The sequence below is a fragment of the Enterobacter sp. JUb54 genome (genome assembly GCF_014298075.1).
GTDB lineage: Bacteria > Pseudomonadota > Gammaproteobacteria > Enterobacterales > Enterobacteriaceae > Klebsiella > Klebsiella lignicola.
In genome coordinates, this window is record NZ_CP060418.1 from 5,225,153 (window position 1) to 5,250,873 (window position 25,721).

Genomic DNA, 25,721 nt, shown 5'->3' on the forward strand with positions numbered 1-25,721 from the left:
TCATGCCATTAGTAAACGGTAATATCCTGCTCGATCGTATCCGTGAAAAGCGTATCCTGGCGGGTGCATTCAATACCACCAACCTGGAAACCACCATTTCCATCCTGGACGCAATTGAGCGTTCAGGGTTACCTAACTTTATTCAGATTGCACCGACAAACGCAAAATTGTCGGGCTATGACTATATCTATGAAATCGTGAGAAAACGGGCTGCGACCATGGATGTACCGGTTAGTCTTCACCTTGACCATGGTAAAGAGCTGAATGATGTTAAGCAGGCCGTCCGCGCAGGCTTTACCTCCGTGATGATTGACGGGGCGGAACTGCCGTATGAAGACAATATTGCGTTTACTAAAGAAGCCGTGGATTTCTGTAAATCTTTTGGCGTACCTGTTGAAGCGGAACTCGGCGCGATTCTGGGTAAAGAAGATGACCACGTCAGTGAAGCAGACTGCAAGACGGATGTTAATCAGGTTGTTCGCTTTGTAGAAGAAACCGGATGCAGCATGCTGGCAGTTTCAGTCGGTAACGTTCATGGTCTGGAAGATATTCCGCGTATCGATATTCCACTGCTACAACAAATTGCCGCAGTTTGCCCGTGTCCACTGGTTATTCATGGTGGTTCTGGGATTGATGAAGATATCATCCGTAGTTTTGTAAAATATAATGTTGTTAAGTTGAATATTGCTAGCGATTTGCGTAAGGCATTTATTACTACCGTGGGTCAGGCCTGGACGCAAAATAATAACGAAGCGAATCTTGCTAAAGTGATGTCAGGGGCTAAAGTAGCTGTAGAAGCTGATGTTTATAGCAAAATACTGATGATGAATCGTGCTTCCTGATAAATAATTATTCTGAATTTAGCTAGCAGAGTTGGAAGTAAATCATGATCAGAGAAAATATTCGTGTTGTTAACAGCACGGGCCTACACGCACGTCCGGCAGCGACCATTGTCAAAACACTGAAGAAATATGAGTCTTCAGTGACTCTGGTAAATAACGGAAAGGAAACGGCTATCAAAGGGCTCATGAGCGTATTAGGTGCGGGTGTGAAAGGTAAATCCAGCATCGAGATAATCTGTGAAGGACCTGATGAGCAGGCTCTGATGGATGAAATTAAAGGATTATTTGCCAGCGGATTTGGCGAGAAAGAAGAGTAATATATTTTATTCCCGGGGAAGTTTTTATATCCCAGACTGATCTCTATTTATCCCTGAATGGGAGGTAATGCTGTGGCTCAAAAATGCTTACAACGTATCTTACTTGTCAATGATGACGGTATTGATGCGCCGGGAATTAAATTGCTTGAAGGTGTGGCAGAACAGTTTGCGGATGAAGTCTGGGTCGTGGCGCCTGCAACCGATAAAAGCGGTGTGGCTAACTCTGTCAGTCTGAGGGAGCCTGTCCGAGTAGAGCAACGTGGAGAGCACCGGTTTGCCGTACATGGTACTCCGGCTGATTGTGTCACGGTGGCTGTCCGGCAGTTGATGAAAGAACAGCCTCCGCAACTGTTGCTATCAGGTATTAACAATGGCTCCAATATCGGTTTTGAAACCGTACTTTCCGGCACGGTCGGTGCGGCCACTACAGGCCTTCTGTTCGGCGTTCCGTCGATCGCATTAAGTCAGGACAAACGACCTGAGGATGTTATTAACTGGCGTACTGCAGCTGCCTTTTGTTTCCCTGTTCTGGAAACGTTACTTAGCCGGGGATTGCCAGCGGACTGTTTCCTGAGCATTAATTTCCCAGACCTGCCTGCGGAAAAGGTCAGGGGAATTAAAGCCACACGCCAGGGTATCGGCAAAGTGAAAGGATTACAGGTTGTTCCCACGACAGATCCACACGGAGAAAATTACTTCTGGATCCGGGTAGAGCATGGACTCACAGCATTTCCCTCGTACAGTGAGGCTGGGGCGGTTTCTGAAGGATATATCTCTGTCACGCCTTTAATGTTTGAAAGAACGGCCACGGAAAGCTGGCACCAGCTTTCCGTGATCCTGAATTCGCCACACGAGTCTTTGACATAGTAGATACGGTTGTCGCCCTTGTGAGGGCGGCATTTTTTAGATTTACGTGTTTTACCCTTAGACCAATGAGTGAGGTCATGATGAAGGCATTGAATTTGTATGGTGTACAGGATGTCCGCTATGAAGACGTGCGGAAACCTGAAATTGAAAACACCACTGATGTTCTGATTAAGGTGCATACGGCAGGTATATGTGGTTCTGATATATCGCGCTTTGGTAAAATAGGGTCATATAATCCTGGCCTGACTTGGGGGCATGAGTTTTCCGGTGTCGTGGAGAGCATTGGGAGTGATGTGACATGGCTTAGGAAAGGCGACCGCGTCACAGCCTGTAACTGCTTTCCCTGCTTCCACTGTGATTACTGCCAACAGGGGAATTATGCCCGGTGCACGGACCTTAAGGTGTTGGGCGGCCATGTCAGTGGCGCTTTTGCTGAATATATTCGGATTCCGGCTGAGAACGTCCTCAAATTACCCGACTCGATGGACCTCGCGACTGCAAGTTTTATTGAGCCATCGAGTGTAGTTGTACATGGAATGCGGCAGGTCGATATCAAACCTGGTTGCAGTGTGGCCATTGTTGGGTGCGGCACGATTGGCTTGCTTGCTGTTCAATGGGCAAAAATCTGCGGTGCGGGAAATGTATTCGCATTTGATACCGATGAATTGAAACTCGAAGTTGCTGCGAAAACAGGGGCAACGACAACGTTCTGTGTCAATGATGAAAACTATTTATCACGGTTCCTGGACGTCACTCATAACGCCGGTGTTGATATCGTCTTTGAGTCATCCGGGAATGCTGCTGGGATAGGTTCGTCACTGCTTCTGGCGGCAAAAGGCGGAACAGTGGTACTACTAGGTATTCCTTATGGCGACGTTGCTTTACCTCGGTTGAATTTTGAAAAAATTGTGCGTAATGAACTGAAAGTCGTTGGTTCATGGAACTCTATCTCTGCACCTTTTCCGGGAAAAGAGTGGCAGACATCTATTCATTACCTCAGCACCGGACAGATTGATGTATCCCCATTAATTACTAAGCAAGTGCGACTTGAAGATGTGCCGTCGGTATTGCCGGGGCTTTACAATCGAGAAGCATTTTTCGTTAAAATTCTTATCAATCTATAGGCGTTATCCTGAAGAACGTGTGGAAGATTGTATTTCTCATTATACTCATGTCTTACATGGGAGGACCATGAAATCGTTGCATGAGCTTATTGTTCTGAATAATTTTTATTACTGCTTTCTTCTGGCGATTAAACTTAGAAAATATAACCTTCCCTCTATAAATGATATCAATAAAAAAAGGTTTATGAAGCAATGGCTTTTTACTGCACAGAAAAAAAAGCTTTTTGATAAATTGGTCTATGATGAAATTCAGTGGTTGATTGAAAGTATCTCTAATAAAGACATGAACATTCAGGTATTCGAGTTTAATATTGAACTGATTTACTATCTCTCTTCCGAAATGGTTAAGGAAAAGAAAGTGTTATTCATATCCTGTGCTGATGCGGAGTCGACTTGATTTATCGATGGACTCCAGGAGAACTCCATCGATATCTATCGGCGTGATGGCGCTTTTATTGAAGCCAAGGAGACATCGCACTGATCTATAAGATTAATGTCATTTATGGGTTTTATTATTTATCACGAAAAATACGCAGTATTGTATCATTCTGGTACAGCCTAACCTCCGTAATATTGAGAAAAACTCTTTTCCGCATGCCCTCAGGTGTCTCATTTTGTGAAAGCAGTAACACTGTATTGAGAAGTAAGTGTTCATCGTGAACATGCGCGGCGCTTCCTGGTTGTGTGTCACAAAAATAAAACATACCATTAACAAATGATCGGAGTTGCCCCCGGCAATCAAGCCATAAAACGCGGTGTAATAACGCGGAAAAGTACCCTAACGAACGCATTGAAAAGGATGATGGTATGAACCTGAAGGTCTGTCTTGCCTGTGTGCTGGTGAGCGTTGCCGGTAGCAGCCAGGCGCGCGATATGTCGACGATCCAACAGAGCGGCGAGCTGAAAGTTGGTGTGCCGGGAGATTACGCCCCGCTGGCATTTCATAACGAAGCGGGTGAGCTGCGCGGATACGACGTCGATATGGCGAAGGATCTCGGTCAGAAACTGGGGCTAAAAGTGACCTTCGTGCTGACCAGCTGGCCGACGCTCTCCAGTGACCTGAAAGCCGACAAATTTGATATTGCGATGGGCGGCGTGACCGAGACCCCGGAGCGGGCGAAGGATTTTGCCCTTAGCCATCCGGTGGTGGCGAACGGCAAGATTGCCCTGGCGAACTGTGCCGCGGCCCCGGCGCTCGGTAGCCTGGAGAAGATAGACCAGCCGACGGTCAAAGTGATCGTTAATCCGGGCGGCACCAACCAGAGCTACGTCGATGCGCATATCAAACACGCGCAGATCATCCGGGTCAAAAATAACGTCGATAACCTGGAGGCGCTGCGCCAGAAAACCGCCGATATGATGGTTACCGACCTGATCGAAGGGTTTTATTACCAGAGTAAAGAGCCCGGCGTCTTTTGTGTCGCCACCGATAAGCCGTTCCCGGGTACCGCCAGCTTTAAAGTCTACATGATGAACAAAGACAATCAGCCGCTGCTGGAGAAGGTCAATCAGTGGCTGGACCGCCAGGATAAAAATGTCCTCAAGCAAAAATGGAAGATCCACGAGTAGGGACTGCGACACACGCCTTGCCTGACGGCCGGGCGCTAACGTTTCCGCGCTTTAATCTCGGCGCGGACGTTGTCGCGTATCGCGCGAATTAAGGTCTCTTTGCTGCGACCGCGGCGAAAAATCAGCGAGAAAGGTGCCTGGTAGCCGTACTCCGTCGGCAGCAGGGCGCGCAGCCGTTGCGATTGTACCCACGGCAAGGCGTAGTGCTCCGGCAAATAGCCGACGTATTTCCCGGACAGAATCAGCATCAGCTGGGCTTCCATGCTCTCCGCACTCGCCACGCTCTGCTTAAATCCTTTGCGCCCCAAATCGCTGCTGCTCCAGTAGCTGCGGGTCACCATCCGCATCTGTGAAATCAGCGCTTCGGTGGGATGTTTCACCGTAAACAGCGGATGGTTGTCGGCGCAGTAGAGCCAGTTTTGCTCGCGATAGAGCGGGTGCGAGACCACGCTGTTGGCCTGAATCGAGAAGGTGCCGATCGCCAGATCCAGCTCGTTATTCAACACTCCCTGCAGCAGGGCGTTCGGGCTTCTGACCTGCAGGTTGATATGCACCAGCGGGTAGCGCTCGCTGAAGCTGGCGATGATTTTGCTCATCGGCAGCATCGGGTCGGTTATCGTGGAATCGATCACCCCAAGATTAAAAATCCCGCTTTGCTCACCGCGCAGCATGGCGGTGCTGCGCTCAAAATGCTCCATCGAATCGAGCAGGTCGATGCTCTGCTGCAGCACGGTTTCGCCTTTTTCAGTCAGCGAAAAACCGCCTCTGCCCCGGCGGCACAGGGTGATGCCGAGCTTCTCTTCAAGCTCGCTCATATAGTTGCTGATGGCTGAGACCGTCAGGTTAAGTTCCTGCTGCGCATTGGCGTAGCCCTGATATTTTGCCACCGTCATAAAAACCTGCAGCAGGCGCAGATTCGGAAATTTGCCAACTGACATAAGGGGATGCTCCGCTGTAAGCCCCGGGAATTGTTTTTATTTTTCTAAACTAATTTTTTAGCTTTGACTATTTTTTCTCAGCATCCCGTTGCGCAGTATCTCTGCATCGACCCGAAAAGCATGGAGATACCGCAATGACATCTGCCTCTGAACAGGCCTATCCGCAACCGCAGGATGGCGACATCCCGCGTTTTAGCGGACTACCGACTTTTTTCCGTCTTCCCTTTGCGCCGCAGGCCGCCGATCTGGACATCGGCGTGGTGGGCGTGCCGTGGGATGGCGGGACCACCAACCGCGCGGGAACCCGCCACGGGCCACGCGAGCTGCGCAATGCCTCGAGCCTGGTGCGCCGGGTGCACCCGGTCTCGCGCCGCTCCCCCTATGATTGTGCGCGGGTGGGGGACCTGGGCGACGTGCGCATTAACCCGATGGATGTGCAGGACAGCATGGCGCGCATTGAAGCCTGGTATCGCGACCTCACTCAGCAGGGGGTAATGCCGTTAACGGCCGGGGGCGACCATCTCACCACCTTGCCGGTATTGCGGGCGCTGGGGCGGGAGAAGCCGCTGGGGATGATCCATTTCGATGCCCACTCGGACACCAACGACAGCTACTTTGGCGGCGAGCGTTTTACCCACGGCACGCCGTTTCGTCGCGCGGTGGAAGAGGGAGTGCTCGACCCCCGGCGAACGGTGCAAATCGGCATTCGCGGCGCGTTGTTCTCTGAAGACGAACACTGCTGGGCGGAGGAAAACGGCATCACCATTTTCCGTATGGAACAGGTGAACGAGCTGGGTATCGACGCGGTGATGCGGCAGGCCCGTGAGATCGTGGGCGATCGGCCGACCTACATCAGCTTTGATATTGACGTGCTGGATCCGGTATACGCGCCGGGCACCGGGACCCCGGAAATTGGCGGCATGACCACGATCCAGGGACAGCGCTGCATTCGCCAGCTTGCCGGACTGAACCTGATCGGCGCGGATCTGGTCGAGGTGTCGCCGCCGTTTGATCAGGGCAACCTCACCAGCCTGACCGGCGCGACCCTGATGTTTGAACTGCTGTGCCAGCTTGCCGATGCCCACCATCGGCGTATCGCTTCCTGAACGGAGTCCGACAGATGAAACAATCTTTTGCAGTACGTACGCTCGCCAGCGCGCTGGTGCTGGCGTTGGGGCTGGCGTCGTCGGCTCAGGCCGCGCAGACGCTGCTTGCGCCGGGGAAAATAAAAGTCGCCATGGAGGTGGCCTATCCGCCGTTTGAGTCCTGGCAGGATGACAAGATCGTCGGTTTTGATGCCGAACTGGCGGCGCTGCTCAGTGAGAAAATGGGCCTGACGCTGCAGCTGGTGGATACCAAATTCAGCAGCCTGATCCTCGGCCTTAACGGCGGGCGCCAGGATGCGGTGATCTCCGCGCTCTATATCACCCCGGAGCGTGTCCGCCAGGCGGATGCGATCCCCTATGCCAACACCGGGGCCTATATCATGGTGCGCAGCGACAGCCAGGTGATGCCGAAAACGGAAAACGATCTGTGCGGCTTAAGCGTTGGCCTGCAGCAGGGTACGTCGTGGGTGAAAAAATTACAGGAGCTCTCCGCCGGGTATTGCCAGCAGCAGGGCAAAGGGGCTATCGAGATAAAAGAGTTCCCGACCTCGCCGGAGACCCTGCAGGCGCTGCAGTCCGGCAATATTCAGGCTCAGGTGGATATCGCCGGGGTGGTCAGCCTGTTTACCCAGCGCAGCAAAGGGCGCCTGAAGGTCAGCTCGCCGCAGACTATTTATCCGCAAACGCTGGGAATTTATGTCGGCAAGGGCAACCAGGCGCTGGCGCAGCAGTTCGCGGCGGCGTTGCAAACGCTGCGTGACAATGGGCAATATCAGGCGTTGTTGCAGAAGTATGCCGCCTACGGCATTACGGATGACAGGGCGCAGTAGTCATCGAAGGATAACCCGCCCGGCCGCGACAGTGCGGACGGGCGCAACGCCGTCAGATAATATCGTCCACCACGCCGCCGTCAACGCGCAGCGCCGCGCCGGAAGTGGCGGAAGCCTGGGTCGAACAGACGTACACCACCATGTTTGCCACCTCCTCAACCGAGGCCGCCCGCTGGATCACCGAACTCGGGCGATGGGTCATCACAAAATCTTTCGCGAGCTGGTCCAGCGGCTGGCCGGTTCTTGCGACCTCTTCTTTTAACATCTCGGCGAAACCGTCGGAGATCGTCGGGCCGGGCAGCACGCTGTTGACCGTGACGCCGCTACCGGCGACAAATTTCGCCAGCCCGCGGGCCAGCGACAGCTGGGCGGTTTTGGTGACGCCGTAATGAATCATGTCCGCCGGAATATTGCGCGCCGACTCGGAGGAGATAAAGACCACCCGGCCCCAGCCTTTCTGGACCATCGCCGGTAGAAGGGCGCGCGACAGCCGCACGCCGGACATGACGTTGGTCTGCCAGTAGTTTTCCCAGGTGGCATCATCGGTGGCGTAAAAATCCTGCGGCCCGTAAATCCCGGCGTTATTAACCAGAATATCCACGCCGGTAACCGCCTGAAGCAATTGCGCGGCGCCGTCGGCGTCGCTGAGGTCGGCGACCGCGGCGCGCGGGCGCGCGCCAGGGACGTCATTTTGCAGGCGGGCGATGGCTTCACTGACGCTGCGCTCGCTCCGCCCGTTAACGATCACCTCCGCGCCGCTGGCGGCCAGCCCTTTGGCAATCGCGTAGCCAATGCCGGCCGTTGACGCGGTCACCAGCGCCACTTTCCCCGATAGATCAATGTGCATAATGTAGGCCTTATGGTGGATGAAACAGACCCTTAAGCGTAGCAGTTGCTCATTGTGCAGACCGGGGATTGCCCGGCAAAAAAAGATTAATAACCGCTCTGTTTATTGACCAGATTTTTCAGCGGCAGGGCCTGCTGCTGGCGCTGAATATTGTCCAGCAGCTGGCGGGCAATCACCTCGACCGGGGCGATGGAGGCCATATGCGGCGTGACCACCACCAGTGGATGGCCCCACAGCGGATCGTCTTGCGGCAGCGGTTCGACCGGGAATACATCCAGCACCGCCCCTGCCAGCTGGCCGCGATCCAGCGCCTGCACCACATCGTCATTGACCATATGCTCGCCGCGCCCGCAGTTGATCAGCACCGCGCCTGGCGGGAGCTGGTCGAACAACGGCTGGGCGAGGATCCCGCGGGTCTGCTCGGTGAGCGGCAAAATGTTGATTAGCGCGTCCAGCTGGCCCAAAAAGGCCCCGGCCTGCGCCTCGCCGTGATAGCACTGGACGCCAGCAAGCTGCTTCTCGCTGCGCGCCCAGCCGGAAACACGATAACCGAGTGCGGCGAGATGGCTGGCAATGTAGCCGCCGATCTCCCCCAGCCCCATAACCCCGACGTGATAATCGGCGGCGGCGCGTTGGGGATCGATCTTCCAGACCCGCTGGCGTTGATGCGCCAGGGCGCGGTCAAAATGACGCTGGAACCACAGCACGCCCCACAGCGCGTACTCGAACATGCCGTGGCGAAAATCTTCATCGACAACCCGGCACAACGGCACGTCGCTGGCGAAAACCGCCTCCGGGAGATGGTCCACACCTGCCGAGGCGGCCTGGATCAGCTGCAATTCTGGCGAACGGGTCAGCAGTTCCGGGTTGGGGAACCAGCAGCTGGCATACTGCGCGTCGCTGGCGGCCGGATGATCGGGCAGCACCGCTGTGACCTCGGGAAAACGCTGCAACGCGTCGCAAATCTCGCGGGCATAGCTCTGGTCGTTGCAATCGACGACGATAGTCAGGTTTGGCATAGGCTTTAGTCTTTGTAAGAAGTGTCGAGACGGTCGAGGCGGCGCAACCACGCCTGCCAGACCTGCTGGCGCTCATGCTCCACGCCCATTAGCTGCTCGCAGGCGTGCTGGCTCAGGTGGGGCGGAATGGTGTGGATCGGGCTGAGCGGGGCGAGCTGCGCGGTCGCCATCTGAATTTCGCAGGCGCGATTGAGGTAGTACATGATGTAAAACGCATCGGCAACGGTGCGCCCCACCGACAGCAGCCCGTGGCTCTGTAAGATCATGGCGATGTTGTTGCCCAGCGAGCGCTGAATACGCGCGCGCTCGTCGAGGTCAAATGCTACGCCTTCATACGGGTGATAGCCGACACGCTGATAAAACTCGGTGCTGATCTGGTTAAGCTGCAGTAAGCCATCCTGACAGGCGGCGACCGCCATTCCCGGCAGCGTATGGGTGTGGATGACGCAATGCGCATCTTCCCGCGCCATATGCACCGCGCTATGGATGGTAAACCCGGCGGAGTTCGCCGGGGCGTGGCCGGCCACCACTTTCCCCTGCATATCGACGACGATCAGATTGCTGGCGGTCACCTCATCGAACATCATGCCGAACGGGTTAATCAGAAAACGCGGTTCACCGTCGCCGGGCAGGCGCACTGAGAAGTGGGTGTAGAGCGTATCTTCCCAGCCAAACAGCGCCGCAAGGCGGTAGGCGGCAGCCAGATCCTGGCGTAGTTGACGTTCAGTCATCATTTATTGCACTCCCATAAATTCACGTATGCGGTCGAGCGCCGGGGCGTCCGCGTTATCACGGATGCGCTGCGGGTGGACATCGCTGACCACGACGCCGTTTTCCATCATCACCACCCGGTCAGAAATCGATAACGCGAAGTCCATCTCATGGGTGACGATCAGCATCGTCATCCCTTCGCGGGCGAGGGACTGAATCACCTTCAGCACTTCGCCAACCAGCTCCGGATCCAGCGCCGAGGTCGGTTCGTCAAACAGCATGATGTCCGGTTTTAAGGCCAGCGCCCTGGCGATGGCGACGCGTTGTTGCTGGCCGCCGGAGAGCTGCCATGGGTATTTTTCGGCATGGGCCAGCAGCCCGACGCGGTCCAGCAGATAGAGGGCCTGCGCTTTGCCGACTTCACGGTCAACCAGCTTGTGATACAGCGGGGCGAGCATCACGTTGTCGAGCACTGTGCGATGGGGGAACAGGTTAAAGCCCTGGAATACCATGCCGATACGCCGCACGCCGGCACGCATCTGCGGCTTATCGACGATTGCCGCCCCTTTGAGGTAGTCTTCGCCGTACAGCACGATCTCCCCGGCATCAATGCTTTCAAGGGCGTTGATGGTGCGGATAAGGGTGGTTTTACCGGAGCCGGATGGCCCGATAATGCTGATGACCTGGCCGTTTTCGACTTTCAGGTCGATGCCTTTCAGCACCTGATGCTGGCCCCAGGATTTTTCGATAGCCCGCAGGTCGAGCGCCGGCGGCATGCCGCTGGTGGCTTCGGCTTTGACGGTCTGCTGCGGCGCCTTCAGGCTGCTGCGCAGGGCATCACACTCGGCGTCGTTGTAGGTTTGCGGGCGTTTTTGCTGAATATCCAGCATGTTTTCCAGCGCCCGGAACAGCCAGGTAAAGATGGTCACCACCATCACGTAGTAGACCGCGACCGCCAGCAGCGTCTCCATCACGAGGAAGTTCTGCGCATACAGCCGTTGGCCGGTGAGCAGCAGTTCCGGTAATGAAATGACCGACAGAATCGAGCTGAGCTTAATAATGGTGATGTATTCGTTAATCAACGTGGGTAACGAAATCCGAAACGCCTGCGGAATAATAATTAAGCGTTGGATCCCGATAAAGCTGAAGCTTAATGCGTGACCGGCTTCGCCTTGCCCTTTCGCCACCGACAGTAATCCGCCGCGATGGATCTCCGCCATATAGGCCGCTTCGGTGACGGTCATCGACACTAATCCGGCAATAAACGGAATACCAAGCAGCGGCTGGGTTACCGGGAAGAGCTGCGGCAGGTTATAGACGAATACCAGCAGCACCATTAACGGCACGCTACGGAAAAACCAAATATAGAGTTCGACGGGAACCTTCAGCCAGCGCGGGCCGGAGAGCTTGGCGCAGGCTAAAAGGAAACCCAGTATCAGGCCAATAAACCAGGACAATGAACTGACGACTACCACCGTGACACACGCCTGCCAGAATGCCCCAACGCTAAATAATGAGAAAAAGTATCCCCAATCGAACTCCATACCGACTCCTGTTTCTTATGGCTTTATTGTATTAATCGATGCGTTCTAAATTGTATTTCTTGATGATGGCGTCATATTTGCCGTTGGCTTTTAAGGTGGCCAGCGCCGATTTAATGGCGGTCACCAGTTCGCTATTGCCTTTGGCGACATAAATTCCCAGCGGTAATGGATACACCAGTCGCGTGGAGCTGATGGCCAGGCGGCCACGGCTTTTATCGACGATGATCTGCGCCGCCGGGGCGATTTCGACCTGCGCGCTGATATTTTTCGACAGCAGGGCCTGGGAGACTTCCGGCGAGGTCGGGAACTCCGAAATGCTAATCGCTGGTTTGCCGTTTTTCAGGCAGTACTCATCAGAGTGGGTTTTCAGGCTGGTCACCCACGAGGTTCCCTGCTGCAGGCCCACCTTCACGCCACACAAATCATCTTCCGTTTTTGGCTGCACATCGCCGCTCTTGAGGGCAATGATTGCCGCGCCGGAGAGGGCATACGGGATTGCATCGGCCTGTTTCAGGCGTTCCGGGGTGATGTACATCCCGGAGATCACCGCGTCGTACTTCTTACCAATACCTAAAATCAGGCTGGTGAATTTGGTATCGATCAGCTGCGGTTTGGCTTTCAGCTGCTCGGCAATCAGCGCGGCAAAATCCGGGTCGAGGCCAACGATGTTGTTGTTGCTGTCGTAAGATTCAAACGGCGGATAGGTAACCTCCATGCCCACTTTAAAGACGCCATCGGTCAGCAGCTCTGCGGCCTGGGTCAGCGGGGAAAAACAGGCGGTGACGGCGATAGCTAAAGCCACACGGCGCGAGAACTTCTTAAGCGTTTTTTTCATCATTTATCCTCACGGGTTATTAACGGTTTTTTGCTGTGCTTGTTTTTTCAGGTGACCAAAGGTGTTGGTGCCGCGGGCGCGCTCCGGCAGCTGCAGTTCGCCTTTAGTGACTTTCTCGCGCAGGTAGCGATAGGTTTGCAGCGCCTGGCTCCACATATGTTCGCCGATGCTTAATTCCTGGTATTCGCCGGCTTCCCCGGCGGCCAAAAAGGTCGGCAGCGGGCGGATCAGCGTGTGGTAATCGCAGGCGAAAAACAGCGGGAAGGAGTAGCGTTCCTGCGGCACCTTGCGAACCCGGTGTGCTGTAGCAACAAATGTGCCAGCGCTCAGTACTTCCAGCATGTCGCCGATATTGATCACGAACGCCTCTTCTTCTGCGGCGTTCTTCTGCGGCGGCGCATCGATCCAGACGCTATCTTCATTCAGCACTTCAAGGCCCGGCTGGTCAGCGAGCAGCAGGGTGAAGCATTCGTAATCGGTGTGTGCACCAATACCGGGAACATCTTCGGCACTGGCATCAAAGGGATAGTGGATCAGGCGCAGCTTTGCCGGCGGGCAGGTGACCATCTCTTTGAAGTAGCCTTCCGGCAGACCCAGGGCGAGGGCAAAGGCGTCAAACAGGCGATGACCAAGGGCGAATACCGCCTCGTAATAGGCCAGCACCCGCGACTGAAACTCGGCCAGCTCCGGCCACTCGTTGGCGCCAATCAGCGGCGTACCGGCCAGCACGAACGGATGGTCGGCGGCGGCCTGAAAACCAATATCAAAGGCCTCTTTATGGTCCGGTTTGCCGGAGCCATAGATCTCTTCCCCTTCCGGAACATAGCCTTTGTGGCTGGCTGAACGGCCGATGTAGTACTGCATTTTTTGATCCATCGGCAGGGCGAACAGCTCTTTGGCGGCGCTGCGGACCCCGGCGATCAGCTCCGGGGCAATGCCGTGGCCGGTAATATAGAAAAAGCCAACTTCACGCGCGGCCTGGCCTATTTCATCCGCTACGGTCTGGCGCTCGGCAAGATCGTCGCTAAGAAGAGCGCTGATATTAATGGTCGGTAATTCAGTGAAAGAACTTTTTGCAACGCTCATCTCTAAAGCTCCTTGTCGGTGAGGGATAAAAAGTCGGCAAACTGCTGTTGTTGCCGGGTTGCCATCCACGCGTTCAGCGACCACAGGTCGGCGACCGGGACGTTGGTGAACGGCAGATGATGGAGATAGCCATCGGGGCCAAACTCAGGGGTCAGCGTGGTGTGCTGATAGCCGCGCTGGCGCTGCGAGTGCCAGATTTGCAGCCAGATGCGCTGCTGGAAATCCAGCGCGGCGCGATATTCCGGCGCCGCCGGGTGAGGCACCTGCGGCCCCTGGTCATAACCGGCGCGAGCCTGGGTGTGGTGCACGCGGTCGATAAAAGCGCTGAAATCATCGCAAGGGTCATCCAGCAGACGTTCGCTGACCACAATCCAGTGGCTGATGTCGGCGGTAAATCGCAGCTGTGGCAACTGGGCAATAATCTCGAGGGTCAGCCACGGGCTGTACAACGAGGTGGCGCGGTGGGTTTCGAAGCTGCAGGTCAGCTCGTATGTCGCCGCCAGCTCGTGGGCTTTGCCGAGAAAATCCACCTGCTGCGCCAGCGGCCAGCGGTCGTTGCCGGCCAGCAGATTGACGAAGCGCGGGGTCAGCGACTTTGCCTCATCAAAGCGGCTTTTTAAGCGCTCGAGATGCTGCTGCGGCGTTTCGGCCTGGGCCGGGATCACGCCGCCGCCGCTGAAGACGATGGCGATGTACTCCAGCGCAGACTCGTGCAACTGTTGGGCCAGCGTCTGGCGTGCGTCGCTGGTTAGCGGGACGCGAGCCTCGATGCCGCAGCAGCCGACCGCTTTCAGTTCGCTGAGCGTTTGTTGCCACGGGGCGGTGACACCCCAGAGCGTGCGAAAAACCTTGAGTTGCATGGTCTGGCTCCTTATGGGTATTTCACGCCGGGCAGCACGCAGAGCATTTCGTACAGCAGGTTAGCGGCCAGTTGCGAGGTATTGCCGCTGACGTCGTAGGGCGGCGAGACTTCAACCAGATCGCAGCCAATCAGGTTAAGGCCGCGGCAGCCGCGGACGATTTCCAGCGCCTGAATGGAGGTCAGACCGCCGACTTCCGGCGTTCCGGTACCGGGCGCCCAGATCGGATCGAGGCTGTCGATATCAAAGCTCAGATAGACCGGGCCATCGCCCATCTGCTCACGCACTTCGGCCATCAGCGGGGCCAGGGATTTGTGCCAGCACTGTTCCGCCTGCACCAGACGGAAGCCCTGGTCGACGCCCCACTGGAAGTCGCCGGCGGCATAGCCCTGGGCGCGCTGACCAATCTGCACTACCCGTTTGAGGTCCAGCAGACCCTCTTCCACCGCGCGGCGGAAGGTGGTGCCGTGGGCGATTTTTTCCCCGAACATCTCATCGTTGGTGTCGGTATGGGCATCCACATGAATCAATCCGACCGGGCCGTGTTTCTTGGTCAGGGCGCGCAGAATCGGCAGGGTGATGGTGTGGTCGCCGCCGAGGGTCAGCGGGATCATCGGGAAACTATTTAATCCCGTGTAGTAATCCTCGATAATCTGCACCGATTTCAGCAGGCTGTAGGTGTTGATCGGCACGTCACCGATATCGGCAACCGATAAGGATTCAAAAGGCGCCGCGCCGGTCGCCATGTTGTAGGGGCGAATCATCACCGATTCGGTACGGATATAGCGCGGCCCGTAGCGGGTTCCGGCGCGCTGGGAGGTACCGATATCCAACGGGATGCCCACGAATGCCGCATCAAGTCCCTGTAAATCTTCAATAAACGGCAGGCGCATCATGGTTGCGCGGCCGCCAAAACGTGGCATCTCGTTGCCACCCTGTGGTTGATGAAAGACGTTATCCATTTCAGCTCCTGGATCTGATACACAAATGCTCGACAGGGAGATAGTGCGAAAGATGGGCTGGACTTTAAATCGTCTGCTGTAAATACTTAGTTCATTTATTGGTGAACTAAATATGCTTAACGACGGCAGCCTTAACATTCGACAACTACAGGTTTTTGAGGCGGTGGCCCGCCTTGAGAGCTACAGCCGGGCCCAGCAGGAGTTGGGGATTTCGGTATCGGCGATCAGCAACGCCATGTCCCAGCTGGAGACGCAGCTCGGGTTCAGCCTGTGTCAGCGCGGGCGCGGGGGCTTTGCCCTGACCGAGAAAGGTCAGCAGTTTTTACAGCAGGCGATTCGGGTGCTCAGCGAGCTGAACGAGCTGGAGCGCCAGTCGTCGCTGCTGAAGGGCGAACACAGCGGCACCATTTGCATCTCGACGCTGGACTCGATCGAAACCGAAACCGCGCTGTCGCTGCCGGTGGTGCTGCGCAGCTTCAGCGATAAGTTTCCCCATGTGCATATCAAGCTGATTATCCGCACTCCGGCGGAGCAGCTGAACGGCGTGCTGAACAACCATATTGATTTGGCGATCGGCAGTTATAACTCCCAGGTGCATAACATCATCAGCGAACCGCTGTACCGCGAGCAGCACTGGCTCTACTGCAGCGACCTGCATCCGATGTTCTTCAGCCGCCAGCTCGATAAAGACCAGATCAGCCAGTGTCCGCTGGTGACCCGCAGCTACTGGAATACCAGCGACCTGCGCCGCCGTGGCTTTAGTAAAGGCAGCGCCACCGTCGAAACCGTCGACGCACAACTGCTGCTGATCCTGTCGGGGAAATATATCGGTTATCTTCCCGAGCACTATGCCTGGCCGTGGATCAAAGAGAACCGGCTGCGGGTGCTGCTGCCCAACGAGTTTGGCTTCCAGTCGCCGTTCTCGGCAATCTGCAAGCGCGGGCGCAGCAACGAGCCGTATCTGAAAGAGTTTCGTAATTTACTGAAGAAGAACACGGTGGCCAGGCCGAAGTGGAACTACTAGGCGGCGGTGACCACGGGGCTTTTTCAGCGGCAATCCGAGGGATAAACGCCACCGGAACGAGATAATGCTGGTCACTTAAGGTGGCCAGCATTTTTTATGGTTTATCGCGGATCTGGGTTATGCCGGGTTCCTATGCTTTCATTTTGCCACTGAAAAAGCCCCCAGCCATGATACCGCGACGGGACAGCCTCGGGATGGCAGCGCGGGGTTAGGCGCATCAAGAAAACGGGCGGGAACGCAGGCGCGCATCCAGGACTGACGGCCTGGATGGCCGTCAGAGGGCAGGTCGAGACAGGGATGTCGAGTCCGGCCCGGTCCGCCAGATGAAGCCGGAGTGGAGCATACCGCGTAGCGGCCGTTTTCAGCGCAATGCCGGGGGTCATGGGGGGCGAGCGAAACGCCCCCCATGCCGTTCACCCGCGGAGGGGGTGAGAAAAGTACTGGATTCACCGTGAACGGAGCATTCCACGAAAGTGAACGGACTACTCCACGTAACCCACAGCATTACCCCAGAATGAGGGCATTTTATTTAAGGCATAACGCGATGAGCTATTCATTCCTTGCAGAGCGGCTACGCCATTTTTTATACAGCAGCAATACCACAAACAGTATCGCGATGCTGCCGATGGGGATCGGGATATGGTTCAGGGCAAAAATAAGTTCGATCAGGGCCACTGAACCCCAGGTGATTAAGAAACGGCTGAGACGAGACGATGGCATGTTCATGTTCATGATCGTGAGGCGAGTGATGCACCCGTCCGTTTTCGAGCGGCGTTGGTGACGGTCAGGCAGTTGTGGGATATGAACGCTATCCCAGAAAGCACGAGCATGTTGGCAGTAGTCTTCATCTGTATCTTTAGTGAGCGAAGTGAGCTGTCAGCATCTTACGAGGTGAGCCCCATAATATTGATGGCAATCAGCTTGGGTCACGCTACCGGCAGGCGTTTGTGAGTGGTTTATGCTCGGTTGAGGTTAGTGGTGAGGGGAGAATGCCAGCCGCAGGGGCTGGCATGTAGGCTATGCGGAAAGCTTATTTCGTCGGGCACTGCGCCGGGTCGAAGACCGTTTTCCAGTCCTGTTTCATATCGACCACCGTCCAGCCTTTGGCTTTGGCTTCCGGCAGGGCCTCCACCAGCTTGCCGCTGGCGGGCGGATGGCTGTCGTAGGCGTACTCGCGCGCCGCATCGGTGTGGTGCACCAGCAGGCCGAAGGCTTTGTAATCCGGATTGGCGGCGGCGTATTGCAGCATCTGCAGGTCGCCATCGCTGTTACCGAAGGCGGCGACCGGGCGATGCCCCATAAACAGATGGATCGCCACCGGCTTGTTGGCCTTATCGTCATTAAAGGCACCCTGCATGGTCTTGCGGATTTGCGTGCCGTCAGCGCTCAGGGAAAATTCGCCCAGCGCAAATGAACCGACCACCTGCTCAGGCGGGATCCCGTACATCTTCTGCGACATCACGCGCATAAAGTCGATACCGCCGCCGGAAATGATCCAGGTTTTAAAGCCATTCTCGCGCAGATAATCAAGCAGCTGGCGCATTGGCTGATAGCCCATCTGATCGTAGCGGCAGCCAAAACGCTTATCTTTATGCGTCTCCAGCCAGGTGGCGACCCGGCGATCGAATTCGTCGGTGGTGATCCCGCTGTGGGTTAACGCCAGCAGCTTCATCAGCCCTTTATCGCCGGCTTTCACTACGGTTTTGAGATCGTTGGTCAGCACGGCGTTGATCAGCGGGTCCTTTTTCCACTCCGGGTGCTCGGGAGCCTGACGGACAATTTCATCGAGAATGAACTGGATCTGGAAGGTCAGCGGCGCCTCTGGCCACAGCGTGCCGTCGTTATCAAATACCACGTAGCGTTTGTCTGCCGGGATAAAATCCGGGCTACCCTGTTGCGTGGCATGCTGCACCCATTGCTCTATCGACTGTTTTGCCGCGGTGTCATTCCAGGCGGAAAGAGGGTCGGCATGGGCGGCGGTCGCGCATCCCAGCAGCAAGGCACAGGCCAGTAGGTTTTTTTTCATTGTTTTCTCCTGTTCATAGGGGCTAATTCAGGGAGCGACACCGGGGACCAGAAGCGCTGCCAGCGGTGCAGCAACCAGACCAGGCTTTGGCGCAGCGGTCGACGGGCAAACCAGCCTGCGGCGGCCAGCACTATCAGTGTGAGCACAATCAGGGCTATCTGCCATTTTTCGCCGTCGCGACGTCCTTCGAGGGCCGACTCTTTCCCGGCGGCACGCGCGCTATCGACTTTCAGAGTCTGGCCCGGCAGGGTCGCCAGCTGCCACTGCTGCTGATCGGTATCCCACCAGCGCAGCTTCACCGGCGGTAGCGTCAGGGTGCCGGCATCAGTCGGCAGATAGCGCAGCCGTTCGACGCGTATCGCGCCGTTAATTCCGCCCCGTCCGTCTTTGTCAAAGCGGTTCTCCGGCGCCAGCCGCTGGCTGCCGTCTCCGGGGATGGCATACAGGATCTGCGGGATCTGCGCCGGGAGTACGTCTTCGGCCTGGAGCGTCACCACCCGTTCGACGGCATCGCCGGCCCGCAGGGTTTTATCGTTCCCCGCATGGAACTGGGTGATGCTCTGGCTGAGAGTCAGATGACGCGCGGGCAAAAAGCGGTCAGGCTGCTCAACGCCCGGCGGCCAGGCCACAGGTTGCTCCAGCGCATCGAGATGGACGGTCACCGGCGGCTGACCGGCGGAAGTGAGCGTCAGATCCACCGCGGGCAGCCGCAGCGTACTCTGATCCCACGTCATCACCTGGCGTTCAAGGCGAATGCCGCTCCAGCTGATGCCATCTTTCTGGCGGGTAAGCAGCTGATTGGGGAGCGGAGTATTGAGCAGCGCACCATTCTGCACCGCAAAATCTGGCCATTGCGGCGGGGGATTGAACCAGCTGTCGGTCCAGAAGGTCACGGCGACCGTGATGGGCTGGCCGGGAGCGACATGGCTGGGGGCGACAATTTCACGGCTGATATCCATCACCGCCCGGGCGGGGGATATCGCCAGCAGCAGTGCCGGGAGCAGCAGGGCTGACAGGTATCTCATGGTGTCGTCTCCTGCGCGCCGTTGCGGTACAGACTTTCCAGCAGGCCGGAAGGGGAGACCTGAAGATTCTCAAACCACTGATTGAGCTGTGGCGCTGCGCTGTCGACGGCGCCGATATCTTTCTGCTTCACGCCTTCGCCTTTTTTCAGGTCTTTCACCACTTTATCCGGCCCGTCGTCCATATCATCGCCTTGCTCCTGCTCTCTCTCGCGCTCTTTCTGGCGCAGTTGCATAACGATCTGCGCGATTTTTTCGCGGTTATCGTGCGCCATCTTCCAGTCCGGTCGCAGGCTCAGCGCCTGGTCGTAGGTATCCAGCGCCGCCTGCCACTGCTTCTGCTGCGCCAGCGCGTTGCCGGTCCACAGCAGCGTCTCGGGGGTTTGCGGCGCGCGGCGAAATGCGCCTGTCGCGGCAGGGTAGTTTCCGGCCTGATACCAGGCTATTCCCTGCCACAGCGGGTCACGGAAATGTTCCGCCGCCTTCTGGTACTCGCCCTTTTCGAAGGCATGCTGCCCCTGAACATCCGGGCTGACCCAGGCGTCGAGCCATGCGGCTTCGCCTTGCGGAGACCAGAACAGCATCGGCAGGGTAAACAGCAGGCAGATAAGCTGGCGTCGCCAGAAAAACAGCAGCGCCAGCATCGGTATCGCCAGCCACCAGCCGCTGTTTTTCCAGTGTAGGTCGTGGCGGGTATTATTCTGCTGGGTTATCGATTGCTGGATATGACTCTGCACCACCTGCAAATCACGGTCGTCGCTGCTGACCAGGGTCACCGGAATACCGGCATCGCGAAGATCGCTGAAACGCGCGACGTTCAGGCGGGTATCGATGCCGCGGCTGGCGTAGCGCTCCGGCAGTGGGCCGCCGGCGGCGGTGCCGGGTACCCAGATTTGCAGTGGCGCAGGGCTTTTCTTCAGCCATTCGGCGTCGGCGGCGGAGAGGGTATCGGCGACCAGAATCAGGCTACGCGGCGAGGCCGGCATATTTTTTTGCGCCAGGGCGACGGCCTGCTGCAACCCTGAGCCTGGCCCTTCGGGCATCAGTGAGGGTTCCTGCGCATGTAAAAACAGCGAGAAGAACGGTGGATCCTGGGTCAGGGGCGTGGTGACAAACGCCTGATTGCTGTAGACCACCATGCCATAGCGCGCGCCGGGCGAGTTCTCCATCAGCTGGCTGATTTTGCTCTGCATCCGCGCATTGCGGCTGGGGGCCAGGTCCTGGGCATACATCGCCAGGTCCTGCTGGAGGATCACCATCACGTTGCTTTCCGGGGTCAGCGCCGCCGGGTATTCACGCTGCCAGGTGGGACCGGCCAGCGCGATAACCCCCAGGGCAAACAGCCATGGCAGTACCTGGGTCAGGCGTTTCTGACGCCCGACGATCAGCGCCTGGGCGAAGGGCTTTTCCATGATCCGCTGCCAGGCGCTGGTTTGCCCCCAGGGAATAAACCACAGCCCGGCCGCGAGGATCAGTCCAAGGAGCCGCCAGGGATAGATAAAATGAAAGTCGCTCATCGGCGTTTCTCCGCAATCAGTCGGCCCACTGCCAGCCCCAGCAGAATCAACATCGCCAGCCCCATCGGCCAGGCAAACAGCGGCAGATGCCAGGACCAGCCGATGCTTTTCACCTGCACCGGCGTGATGGCGTCAATTTCCGACCAGACGCTGTCGAGGGCGGCGCCGGAGTTCGCGGCGGTCCAGGATTTGCCGCCGGTGGTGCTGGCGATGGTTTGCAGCAGCGGCAGATCGACTTTGTCGTCACCCTGGCTTTGCAGGTCGCCGAAGGCGATCGTGTGCACCTGCACATGGTGCGCTGCTGCCAGTTGGGCGGCGAGGGCAGGAGAGAGCTGCGAGGCGGTGTCGTTGCCATCGGTCAGCAGGATGGCCAGCTTGCTGGCCTCTTTATTCTGGCTTTGATCGAGCATCTTAACCGCCACGCCCAGCGCGTCGCCGATGGCGGTCTGCTGACCAATCATGCCCGGTGCCAGCTGGTTGATACGCATATTCAGCGCCTGTTTATCTTCACTCACTGGCGCAAACGGCCAGGCGGAGCTGGCGAAAATCACCATCCCGATACGGTCGGACTGACGCGCGGCGACAAACTTGCGCACCGATGCCTGCACCGCCTGCAAACGGGTTATTCCGCCCGCCACGTCGTTCTTTTCCATCGAGCCGGAGACGTCGAGGATCAGCACCATATCGCGCATCGGTTTTTGAATATGCTGCGGCGGAGCAAGGTATTCCGGGCGCGCCAGCGCACAGACCAGCAGCGCCCACGTCAGCCAGAACAACGCGCCGCGCAGCCAGCCTTCGCGCACCGGCTGGCTGTCGAGCTGCAGATCGTTGATAAGCTCTGGCAGGAACGGGACGCGCACGTGGGATTTTTGCGGCTTTTCCTGCGGCATCAGGTAGCGGCTAAGCAGCGGCAGCAATAGCAGCAGCCATGCCCAGGGCCAGGCAAAATCGATCCGTGATAGTAATTCAGACATCAGGCAACTCCTTCAGCCAGCGGGTCAGTTGCTGGCGTAATCGCGATGCCTGTTCGCTCTCGAGACGGTTATCGCGCTGGCAGTACTTCAGGCACAGGGTCTGTTGCAGATCCGCTTCGAGCGGCAGCTGATCCAGCAGTGATTCCGGGGTCAGGCTGTGGCTCACCACGTTACGCGGCTGATGTACCAGCTGGATCTGTTTGATCAACGCCATCCAGCCGTCAACGGAGTGGGGGAGAGCAAACGCGGCGAGCGCTTCACGCCGCCAGCGGTTACGGCGCCAGCGCGCGAGGCGAAAAAAGAGGTAAATGGCCAGCGCCGCCAGCAGCAGTGCGCCCAGCACCAGCCAGCCCGGCGGCAGTGGAAACCAGGAGACCGACGGGGGCAGCGCCGGATGTAACAGCGCGGGCACGGTAAAACCTTTCTCGAGCATCTAGATACCCTTTTGTAACTGCTTTATCAGGTCCTGCGTCACCACCAGATGATTCACCTTAATGCCCAGACGCGTCAGGCGGCTTTGCTGACGGGCCAGGCGGGCGGTGATGCTCTGTTCAATGTCTGCTTTCATGCCAGGGGAGAGCGTAAAGGCCGCCTCATTTCCCTGATAGCTCGCGGCCAGCGAGCCAGATGCGGGCAGATGCAGGTGCAGATCGTCGAGGATCACAAAGGCGCTGACTTCGCAGCGGCGGCGCAGTCCCGCCAGCAGCGCATCGCAGTTTTTATTCAGATCGTGAAAATCGCTCAGTACCGCCACCCATGCGCCGTTGGGGATCGCCGTACTGGCGCGCTGCAGGGCATCGGCGAGGGACACCGTCGCCACAGGCTCGGTGGGATACTGCGCCGGCAGAAGCTGGTTGTAATGCAGGAGATCGTCGAGGATCGCATTCAGCGTGGTGCGCGGCGAGCGGCATTTCTGTAACGCTATCGCGGTATCGTTGAAGGTCAGGCTGCCGATGCGATCGCCATCATGAAAGCTGCGCCAGGCGAGCAGCGCCGCGGTTTTGGCGGCAACGACGGATTTGGTCTGCCCGCGGGTGGCGAAATACATGTCGAGCCGCTGATCGACCAGCAAAAAGACCGGGCGCTCGCGCTCTTCGTTATAGAGACGTATCCACGGGGAACGCAGACGGGCCGTGGCCTGCCAGTCAATCAGCCGCACGTCGTCTCCCGGCTGGTAGCGTCGCAGGCTGTCGAAATTAAGCCCGCGCCCCTGCTGTTTTGAGGTGCGCTCGCCCGCCAGCGCACCGGGCGGGATCTGCCCCGGCGGGTTGGCGATCAGCCGTGCGTCGTTGATCAGCGCGAGCAGCGTCTGCCGATCGACGCTGAGAGGCGTGTTCATCACGCCACCACTGCATCAAGCAGCATCGTCACCACGTCGTCGGCGCTGCGGTTATCGGCGTTCGCCTGATAGCTCAGCATCAGACGATGGCGGATCACCGCCGGGGCGATCCGGCGGATATCCTCCGGCTGTACCGCATCCCGGCCTTCCAGCCACGCGTGGGCACGGCCGCAACGCTCCAGCGCCAGCGTCCCGCGCGGGCTGACGCCAATATTGATGTAGCTCGCCAGGGTTTCGCTGATGTTCTGCGGATGGCGGGTGGCATCAATCAGATTGACGATGTACTCCTCCACGGTGGGCGCGACGTACACGGTGGAAATCTCCTGCCAGCTGGTGGCGATCTCCTGCTGCGACAGGGTCAGGGTTGCTTCAGCGCTGGCGCTGTCCTGGTGAGTCAGGGCCTGATATTTGGCCTGCTGTTCGGCACGCACCAGCTGCATGACCTGTTGCTCCTGGGCTTTAGAAGGGTAGTCGACCAGAATTTTCATCAGGAAGCGGTCAAGCTGGGCTTCCGGCAGCGGCCAGGTGCCTTCCTGATCCACCGGGTTTTGTGTCGCGAGCACCATAAACACGCCGGGAAGATCCCAGCTTTTGCCGGCGACGGTGACGTGGCGCTCTTCCATGGCCTCCAGCAGGGCTGACTGGACGCGGGCGGAGGCGCGGTTAATCTCATCGGCGAGGATAATGTTGCCAAACACCGGGCCGGGGCGGAAGCGGAACTGGTCCTCTTCGCGGGTGGCATTTTGCTGGTAGATCTCACTGCCGGTGATGTCCGACGGCAGCAGGTCCGGGGTGAACTGAATGCGGCGAAATTCCCCTTCCACGTGGCGCGCCAGCTCACGTACCGCTCGGGTTTTCGCGAGGCCGGGCAGCCCTTCCAGCAGGACGTGACCGTCGCAGAGCAGGGCGATCAGCAGCATGCGTACCAGCTCTTCCTGGCCCAGTACCTGAGTGTTCATGCGCTGTTCAAGCTGAAGCAGTTTGTCTCTGCTGTTCATTTTTTCACTCCCGTAAAATCACGTTTCAGCAGCGTGGCGATGCCGACCAGAATCGGTTCTGCATAGTTAAAGAAGGCTTTGATCCCCGGACAGAGGTAGTTCAGGCCCAGTTCACCGTCGGGGGTGCGGACCAGGCGGTTTTTCGGGCATTCGCCCCAGCACAGCTTGAGGTAAGGGCACTCTTTGCAGTATTTCGGCAGGGTGTCTTTTTTCCCCATACCAAAGGCCTGCTGACGCTCAGAAAACGCCAGGTGCGCCAGCTTGCTGTTCTCGATATTGCCAATCTGGTATTCCGGGTAGACGTAGTGGTCGCAGGAGAAGATGTCACCATTTTTCTCAATCGCCAGCCCCTTGCCGCAGAACTCGGAGGCGGTGCAGATTTGCGCCGGCATCCCCATGGTCTGGGCGACGGCGGTCTCGAACAGATTGACCTGTACGCGGCCTAAATCGTTGTTAACCCACTCTTCAAAGGTGGCAATCAGGAATTTACCCCAGTCTTCCGGGTCGACGGACCAGTCGGTGACGATGGAGTCAAGATCCCCCGGACGCGCGCGGCGGCTGCCGGTTACCGGGATCGAGTCATCCTGCCAGAATTGCGGCGCGGTACTTTTAAAATCGACGCCTTCAACGCAAGGGTTGTACTGGACGTAGGTGGCACCCAGTTCACGGGTCATAAAGCGGTAGACTTCCAGCGGGAAGCGGGCGTTGGTGCGGTTGACGGTCACCAGCGCGTTAAACGGTACGCCGTGGCGTTTGAGGGCCGCGACACCTTCCATCACTTTATCGAAGGTGGGCTTGCCGCTGCGGGTGATGCGATAGCGGTCGTGCAGTTCTCGTGGGCCATCAATCGAGATACCCACCAGAAACTTATGTTCTTTAAGAAATTCCGCCCATTTATCGTTGAGCAATACGCCGTTGGTCTGCAGATCGTTTTCGATGCGTTGATCCGGCTTCTTATATTGCTTCTGGAATTTCACGACTTTCTGGAAAAATTCGAGTCCCATCAGGGTCGGTTCACCGCCCTGCCAGGAGAAGACCACCTGCTCGCCATCCTGGCCGTCGATGTACTGACGAATAAACTGTTCGAGCACCTCGTCGCTCATCCCGGTGTGGCGGTCCTGATGGAGTAATTGCTCTTTTGACAGGTAGAAACAGTAGGTACAGTCGAGGTTACAGGTGGAGCCGGATGGCTTGGCCATCACGTGGAAGCGGCGTTTATATTCTGGCCCTTTGCCGTCATATTTTTCAGCAGACGGTAGTGCTTTGGCGGGCAATGTGGTGCTGTACTTCATAGCAAACCCCTAGGCTAAATGGCTGACAAAGCGCACATCAATTGTATTTTTTGTAATGCAGAGCGGATTGCT

The 25,721-nt window shown here is 57.3% G+C and carries 27 protein-coding genes; 9 read left to right on the forward strand and 18 right to left on the reverse strand.

Annotation, left to right across the window (positions count from 1 at the left end; translation table 11 throughout):
* The first annotated feature begins 2 nt into the window (after positions 1-2).
* From HF679_RS24330 to HF679_RS24355, 6 genes are all read left to right on the forward strand, one after another.
* Positions 3-842 (forward strand): class II aldolase, encoded by an 840-nt coding sequence (locus HF679_RS24330; RefSeq protein ID WP_187042460.1) that lies wholly within the window; start codon positions 3-5, stop codon positions 840-842.
* A gap of 44 nt (positions 843-886) precedes the next feature.
* Positions 887-1,159, forward strand: coding sequence for an HPr family phosphocarrier protein (locus HF679_RS24335; RefSeq protein WP_187042461.1), 273 nt, complete (start codon positions 887-889; stop codon positions 1,157-1,159).
* A gap of 72 nt (positions 1,160-1,231) precedes the next feature.
* A complete protein-coding gene (gene surE / locus HF679_RS24340) occupies positions 1,232-2,026 on the forward strand; it encodes a 5'/3'-nucleotidase SurE (RefSeq protein WP_261802972.1) in 795 nt (264 codons plus the stop codon).
* Between the two features lie 77 nt (positions 2,027-2,103).
* Complete coding sequence (locus HF679_RS24345; protein WP_222618213.1) at positions 2,104-3,150, forward strand: galactitol-1-phosphate 5-dehydrogenase; 1,047 nt, start codon at positions 2,104-2,106, stop codon at positions 3,148-3,150.
* Positions 3,151-3,217: 67 nt separating this feature from the next.
* On the forward strand, positions 3,218-3,547 hold the full coding sequence (locus HF679_RS24350; RefSeq protein ID WP_187042463.1) for a hypothetical protein: 330 nt from the start codon (positions 3,218-3,220) through the stop codon (positions 3,545-3,547).
* 410 nt (positions 3,548-3,957) lie between these two features.
* On the forward strand, positions 3,958-4,719 hold the full coding sequence (locus HF679_RS24355) for a transporter substrate-binding domain-containing protein (protein ID WP_154145251.1): 762 nt from the start codon (positions 3,958-3,960) through the stop codon (positions 4,717-4,719).
* Positions 4,720-4,754: 35 nt separating this feature from the next.
* Here the strand turns inward: HF679_RS24355 and HF679_RS24360 are convergent, their stop codons facing one another.
* On the reverse strand, positions 4,755-5,657 hold the full coding sequence (locus HF679_RS24360) for a LysR family transcriptional regulator (RefSeq protein WP_123756841.1): 903 nt from the start codon (positions 5,655-5,657) through the stop codon (positions 4,755-4,757).
* A gap of 134 nt (positions 5,658-5,791) precedes the next feature.
* Here HF679_RS24360 and speB (HF679_RS24365) point away from each other — a divergent pair, with 134 nt between their 5' ends.
* Together speB (HF679_RS24365) and HF679_RS24370 are read left to right on the forward strand one after the other, a co-directional pair.
* Positions 5,792-6,763, forward strand: coding sequence for an agmatinase (speB, locus tag HF679_RS24365; protein WP_123756842.1), 972 nt, complete (start codon positions 5,792-5,794; stop codon positions 6,761-6,763).
* 14 nt (positions 6,764-6,777) lie between these two features.
* Positions 6,778-7,593 (forward strand): transporter substrate-binding domain-containing protein, encoded by an 816-nt coding sequence (locus HF679_RS24370; protein ID WP_187042464.1) that lies wholly within the window; start codon positions 6,778-6,780, stop codon positions 7,591-7,593.
* 52 nt (positions 7,594-7,645) lie between these two features.
* On the opposite strand, the gene HF679_RS24375 is transcribed toward HF679_RS24370, so the two are convergent.
* From HF679_RS24375 to speB (HF679_RS24410), 8 genes are all read right to left on the reverse strand, one after another.
* Complete coding sequence (locus HF679_RS24375; protein ID WP_154145249.1) at positions 7,646-8,440, reverse strand: SDR family NAD(P)-dependent oxidoreductase; 795 nt, start codon at positions 8,438-8,440, stop codon at positions 7,646-7,648.
* Between the two features lie 86 nt (positions 8,441-8,526).
* A complete protein-coding gene (locus HF679_RS24380; RefSeq protein WP_123756845.1) occupies positions 8,527-9,459 on the reverse strand; it encodes a 2-hydroxyacid dehydrogenase in 933 nt (310 codons plus the stop codon).
* Between the two features lie 5 nt (positions 9,460-9,464).
* Positions 9,465-10,193, reverse strand: coding sequence for a class II aldolase/adducin family protein (locus tag HF679_RS24385; RefSeq protein WP_187042465.1), 729 nt, complete (start codon positions 10,191-10,193; stop codon positions 9,465-9,467).
* Positions 10,194-11,714, reverse strand: a complete 1,521-nt coding sequence (locus HF679_RS24390) for an amino acid ABC transporter permease/ATP-binding protein (RefSeq protein WP_123756847.1) — start codon at positions 11,712-11,714, stop codon at positions 10,194-10,196.
* A 31-nt stretch (positions 11,715-11,745) separates the two neighbouring features.
* Entirely contained in the window at positions 11,746-12,549 is an 804-nt protein-coding gene (locus HF679_RS24395) for an ABC transporter substrate-binding protein (RefSeq protein WP_123756848.1), read from the reverse strand.
* Between the two features lie 9 nt (positions 12,550-12,558).
* Positions 12,559-13,635, reverse strand: a complete 1,077-nt coding sequence (locus HF679_RS24400; protein WP_174510395.1) for an isopenicillin N synthase family dioxygenase — start codon at positions 13,633-13,635, stop codon at positions 12,559-12,561.
* A 2-nt stretch (positions 13,636-13,637) separates the two neighbouring features.
* Entirely contained in the window at positions 13,638-14,495 is an 858-nt protein-coding gene (locus HF679_RS24405; protein WP_123756850.1) for a sugar phosphate isomerase/epimerase family protein, read from the reverse strand.
* A gap of 11 nt (positions 14,496-14,506) precedes the next feature.
* Positions 14,507-15,457 carry an agmatinase gene (speB, locus tag HF679_RS24410; protein ID WP_187042466.1) on the reverse strand — a complete coding sequence of 317 codons (951 nt, stop codon included), beginning with the start codon at positions 15,455-15,457 and terminating at the stop codon, positions 14,507-14,509.
* Positions 15,458-15,569: 112 nt separating this feature from the next.
* Between speB (HF679_RS24410) and HF679_RS24415 the strand changes: the two genes are divergently transcribed.
* Positions 15,570-16,481, forward strand: coding sequence for a LysR family transcriptional regulator (locus HF679_RS24415; RefSeq protein ID WP_123756852.1), 912 nt, complete (start codon positions 15,570-15,572; stop codon positions 16,479-16,481).
* A 549-nt stretch (positions 16,482-17,030) separates the two neighbouring features.
* Here the strand turns inward: HF679_RS24415 and HF679_RS24420 are convergent.
* The 9 genes from HF679_RS24420 to HF679_RS24460 all read right to left on the reverse strand — a co-directional run bounded on the left by HF679_RS24420 (position 17,031) and on the right by HF679_RS24460 (position 25,649).
* Positions 17,031-17,201: a hypothetical protein gene (locus tag HF679_RS24420; RefSeq protein ID WP_154145243.1), complete on the reverse strand. Its 171-nt coding sequence runs from the start codon at positions 17,199-17,201 to the stop codon at positions 17,031-17,033.
* A gap of 310 nt (positions 17,202-17,511) precedes the next feature.
* Positions 17,512-18,507: an HAD family hydrolase gene (locus HF679_RS24425; protein WP_187042467.1), complete on the reverse strand. Its 996-nt coding sequence runs from the start codon at positions 18,505-18,507 to the stop codon at positions 17,512-17,514.
* Positions 18,504-19,532: an oxygen tolerance domain protein gene (locus HF679_RS24430; protein ID WP_261802973.1), complete on the reverse strand. Its 1,029-nt coding sequence runs from the start codon at positions 19,530-19,532 to the stop codon at positions 18,504-18,506. Before HF679_RS24430 ends, HF679_RS24425 begins: the two co-directional genes overlap by 4 nt.
* Complete coding sequence (locus tag HF679_RS24435) at positions 19,529-21,046, reverse strand: vWA domain-containing protein (RefSeq protein WP_123756854.1); 1,518 nt, start codon at positions 21,044-21,046, stop codon at positions 19,529-19,531. Before HF679_RS24435 ends, HF679_RS24430 begins: the two co-directional genes overlap by 4 nt.
* On the reverse strand, positions 21,043-22,020 hold the full coding sequence (locus tag HF679_RS24440) for a VWA domain-containing protein (RefSeq protein ID WP_123756855.1): 978 nt from the start codon (positions 22,018-22,020) through the stop codon (positions 21,043-21,045). Before HF679_RS24440 ends, HF679_RS24435 begins: the two co-directional genes overlap by 4 nt.
* Positions 22,013-22,453 carry a DUF4381 family protein gene (locus HF679_RS24445; protein WP_154145242.1) on the reverse strand — a complete coding sequence of 147 codons (441 nt, stop codon included), beginning with the start codon at positions 22,451-22,453 and terminating at the stop codon, positions 22,013-22,015. The genes HF679_RS24440 and HF679_RS24445 overlap by 8 nt, the downstream gene beginning before the upstream one ends.
* A complete protein-coding gene (locus HF679_RS24450; RefSeq protein ID WP_154145241.1) occupies positions 22,454-23,359 on the reverse strand; it encodes a DUF58 domain-containing protein in 906 nt (301 codons plus the stop codon).
* On the reverse strand, positions 23,359-24,357 hold the full coding sequence (locus HF679_RS24455; protein ID WP_154145240.1) for an AAA family ATPase: 999 nt from the start codon (positions 24,355-24,357) through the stop codon (positions 23,359-23,361). The genes HF679_RS24450 and HF679_RS24455 overlap by 1 nt, the downstream gene beginning before the upstream one ends.
* Positions 24,354-25,649 (reverse strand): anaerobic sulfatase maturase, encoded by a 1,296-nt coding sequence (locus HF679_RS24460; protein ID WP_123756859.1) that lies wholly within the window; start codon positions 25,647-25,649, stop codon positions 24,354-24,356. The genes HF679_RS24455 and HF679_RS24460 overlap by 4 nt, the downstream gene beginning before the upstream one ends.
* Between the last annotated feature and the right edge of the window lie 72 nt (positions 25,650-25,721).

Excerpts from the sequence above, each read along its gene's own strand:
- HF679_RS24330 (WP_187042460.1), top strand. The coding sequence starts at position 3 with ATGCCATTAGTAAACGGTAATATCCTGCTCGATCGTATCCGTGAAAAG.
- HF679_RS24335 (WP_187042461.1), top strand. The coding sequence starts at position 887 with ATGATCAGAGAAAATATTCGTGTTGTTAACAGCACGGGCCTACACGCA.
- HF679_RS24345 (WP_222618213.1), top strand. The coding sequence starts at position 2,104 with ATGATGAAGGCATTGAATTTGTATGGTGTACAGGATGTCCGCTATGAA.
- HF679_RS24350 (WP_187042463.1), top strand. The coding sequence starts at position 3,218 with ATGAAATCGTTGCATGAGCTTATTGTTCTGAATAATTTTTATTACTGC.
- HF679_RS24355 (WP_154145251.1), top strand. The coding sequence starts at position 3,958 with ATGAACCTGAAGGTCTGTCTTGCCTGTGTGCTGGTGAGCGTTGCCGGT.
- HF679_RS24360 (WP_123756841.1), bottom strand. The coding sequence starts at position 5,657 with ATGTCAGTTGGCAAATTTCCGAATCTGCGCCTGCTGCAGGTTTTTATG.
- speB (WP_123756842.1), top strand. The coding sequence starts at position 5,792 with ATGACATCTGCCTCTGAACAGGCCTATCCGCAACCGCAGGATGGCGAC.
- HF679_RS24370 (WP_187042464.1), top strand. The coding sequence starts at position 6,778 with ATGAAACAATCTTTTGCAGTACGTACGCTCGCCAGCGCGCTGGTGCTG.
- HF679_RS24375 (WP_154145249.1), bottom strand. The coding sequence starts at position 8,440 with ATGCACATTGATCTATCGGGGAAAGTGGCGCTGGTGACCGCGTCAACG.
- HF679_RS24380 (WP_123756845.1), bottom strand. The coding sequence starts at position 9,459 with ATGCCAAACCTGACTATCGTCGTCGATTGCAACGACCAGAGCTATGCC.
- HF679_RS24385 (WP_187042465.1), bottom strand. The coding sequence starts at position 10,193 with ATGATGACTGAACGTCAACTACGCCAGGATCTGGCTGCCGCCTACCGC.
- HF679_RS24390 (WP_123756847.1), bottom strand. The coding sequence starts at position 11,714 with ATGGAGTTCGATTGGGGATACTTTTTCTCATTATTTAGCGTTGGGGCA.
- HF679_RS24395 (WP_123756848.1), bottom strand. The coding sequence starts at position 12,549 with ATGAAAAAAACGCTTAAGAAGTTCTCGCGCCGTGTGGCTTTAGCTATC.
- HF679_RS24400 (WP_174510395.1), bottom strand. The coding sequence starts at position 13,635 with ATGAGCGTTGCAAAAAGTTCTTTCACTGAATTACCGACCATTAATATC.
- HF679_RS24405 (WP_123756850.1), bottom strand. The coding sequence starts at position 14,495 with ATGCAACTCAAGGTTTTTCGCACGCTCTGGGGTGTCACCGCCCCGTGG.
- speB (WP_187042466.1), bottom strand. The coding sequence starts at position 15,457 with ATGGATAACGTCTTTCATCAACCACAGGGTGGCAACGAGATGCCACGT.
- HF679_RS24415 (WP_123756852.1), top strand. The coding sequence starts at position 15,570 with ATGCTTAACGACGGCAGCCTTAACATTCGACAACTACAGGTTTTTGAG.
- HF679_RS24420 (WP_154145243.1), bottom strand. The coding sequence starts at position 17,201 with ATGCCATCGTCTCGTCTCAGCCGTTTCTTAATCACCTGGGGTTCAGTG.
- HF679_RS24425 (WP_187042467.1), bottom strand. The coding sequence starts at position 18,507 with ATGAAAAAAAACCTACTGGCCTGTGCCTTGCTGCTGGGATGCGCGACC.
- HF679_RS24430 (WP_261802973.1), bottom strand. The coding sequence starts at position 19,532 with ATGAGATACCTGTCAGCCCTGCTGCTCCCGGCACTGCTGCTGGCGATA.
- HF679_RS24435 (WP_123756854.1), bottom strand. The coding sequence starts at position 21,046 with ATGAGCGACTTTCATTTTATCTATCCCTGGCGGCTCCTTGGACTGATC.
- HF679_RS24440 (WP_123756855.1), bottom strand. The coding sequence starts at position 22,020 with ATGTCTGAATTACTATCACGGATCGATTTTGCCTGGCCCTGGGCATGG.
- HF679_RS24445 (WP_154145242.1), bottom strand. The coding sequence starts at position 22,453 with ATGCTCGAGAAAGGTTTTACCGTGCCCGCGCTGTTACATCCGGCGCTG.
- HF679_RS24450 (WP_154145241.1), bottom strand. The coding sequence starts at position 23,359 with ATGAACACGCCTCTCAGCGTCGATCGGCAGACGCTGCTCGCGCTGATC.
- HF679_RS24455 (WP_154145240.1), bottom strand. The coding sequence starts at position 24,357 with ATGAACAGCAGAGACAAACTGCTTCAGCTTGAACAGCGCATGAACACT.
- HF679_RS24460 (WP_123756859.1), bottom strand. The coding sequence starts at position 25,649 with ATGAAGTACAGCACCACATTGCCCGCCAAAGCACTACCGTCTGCTGAA.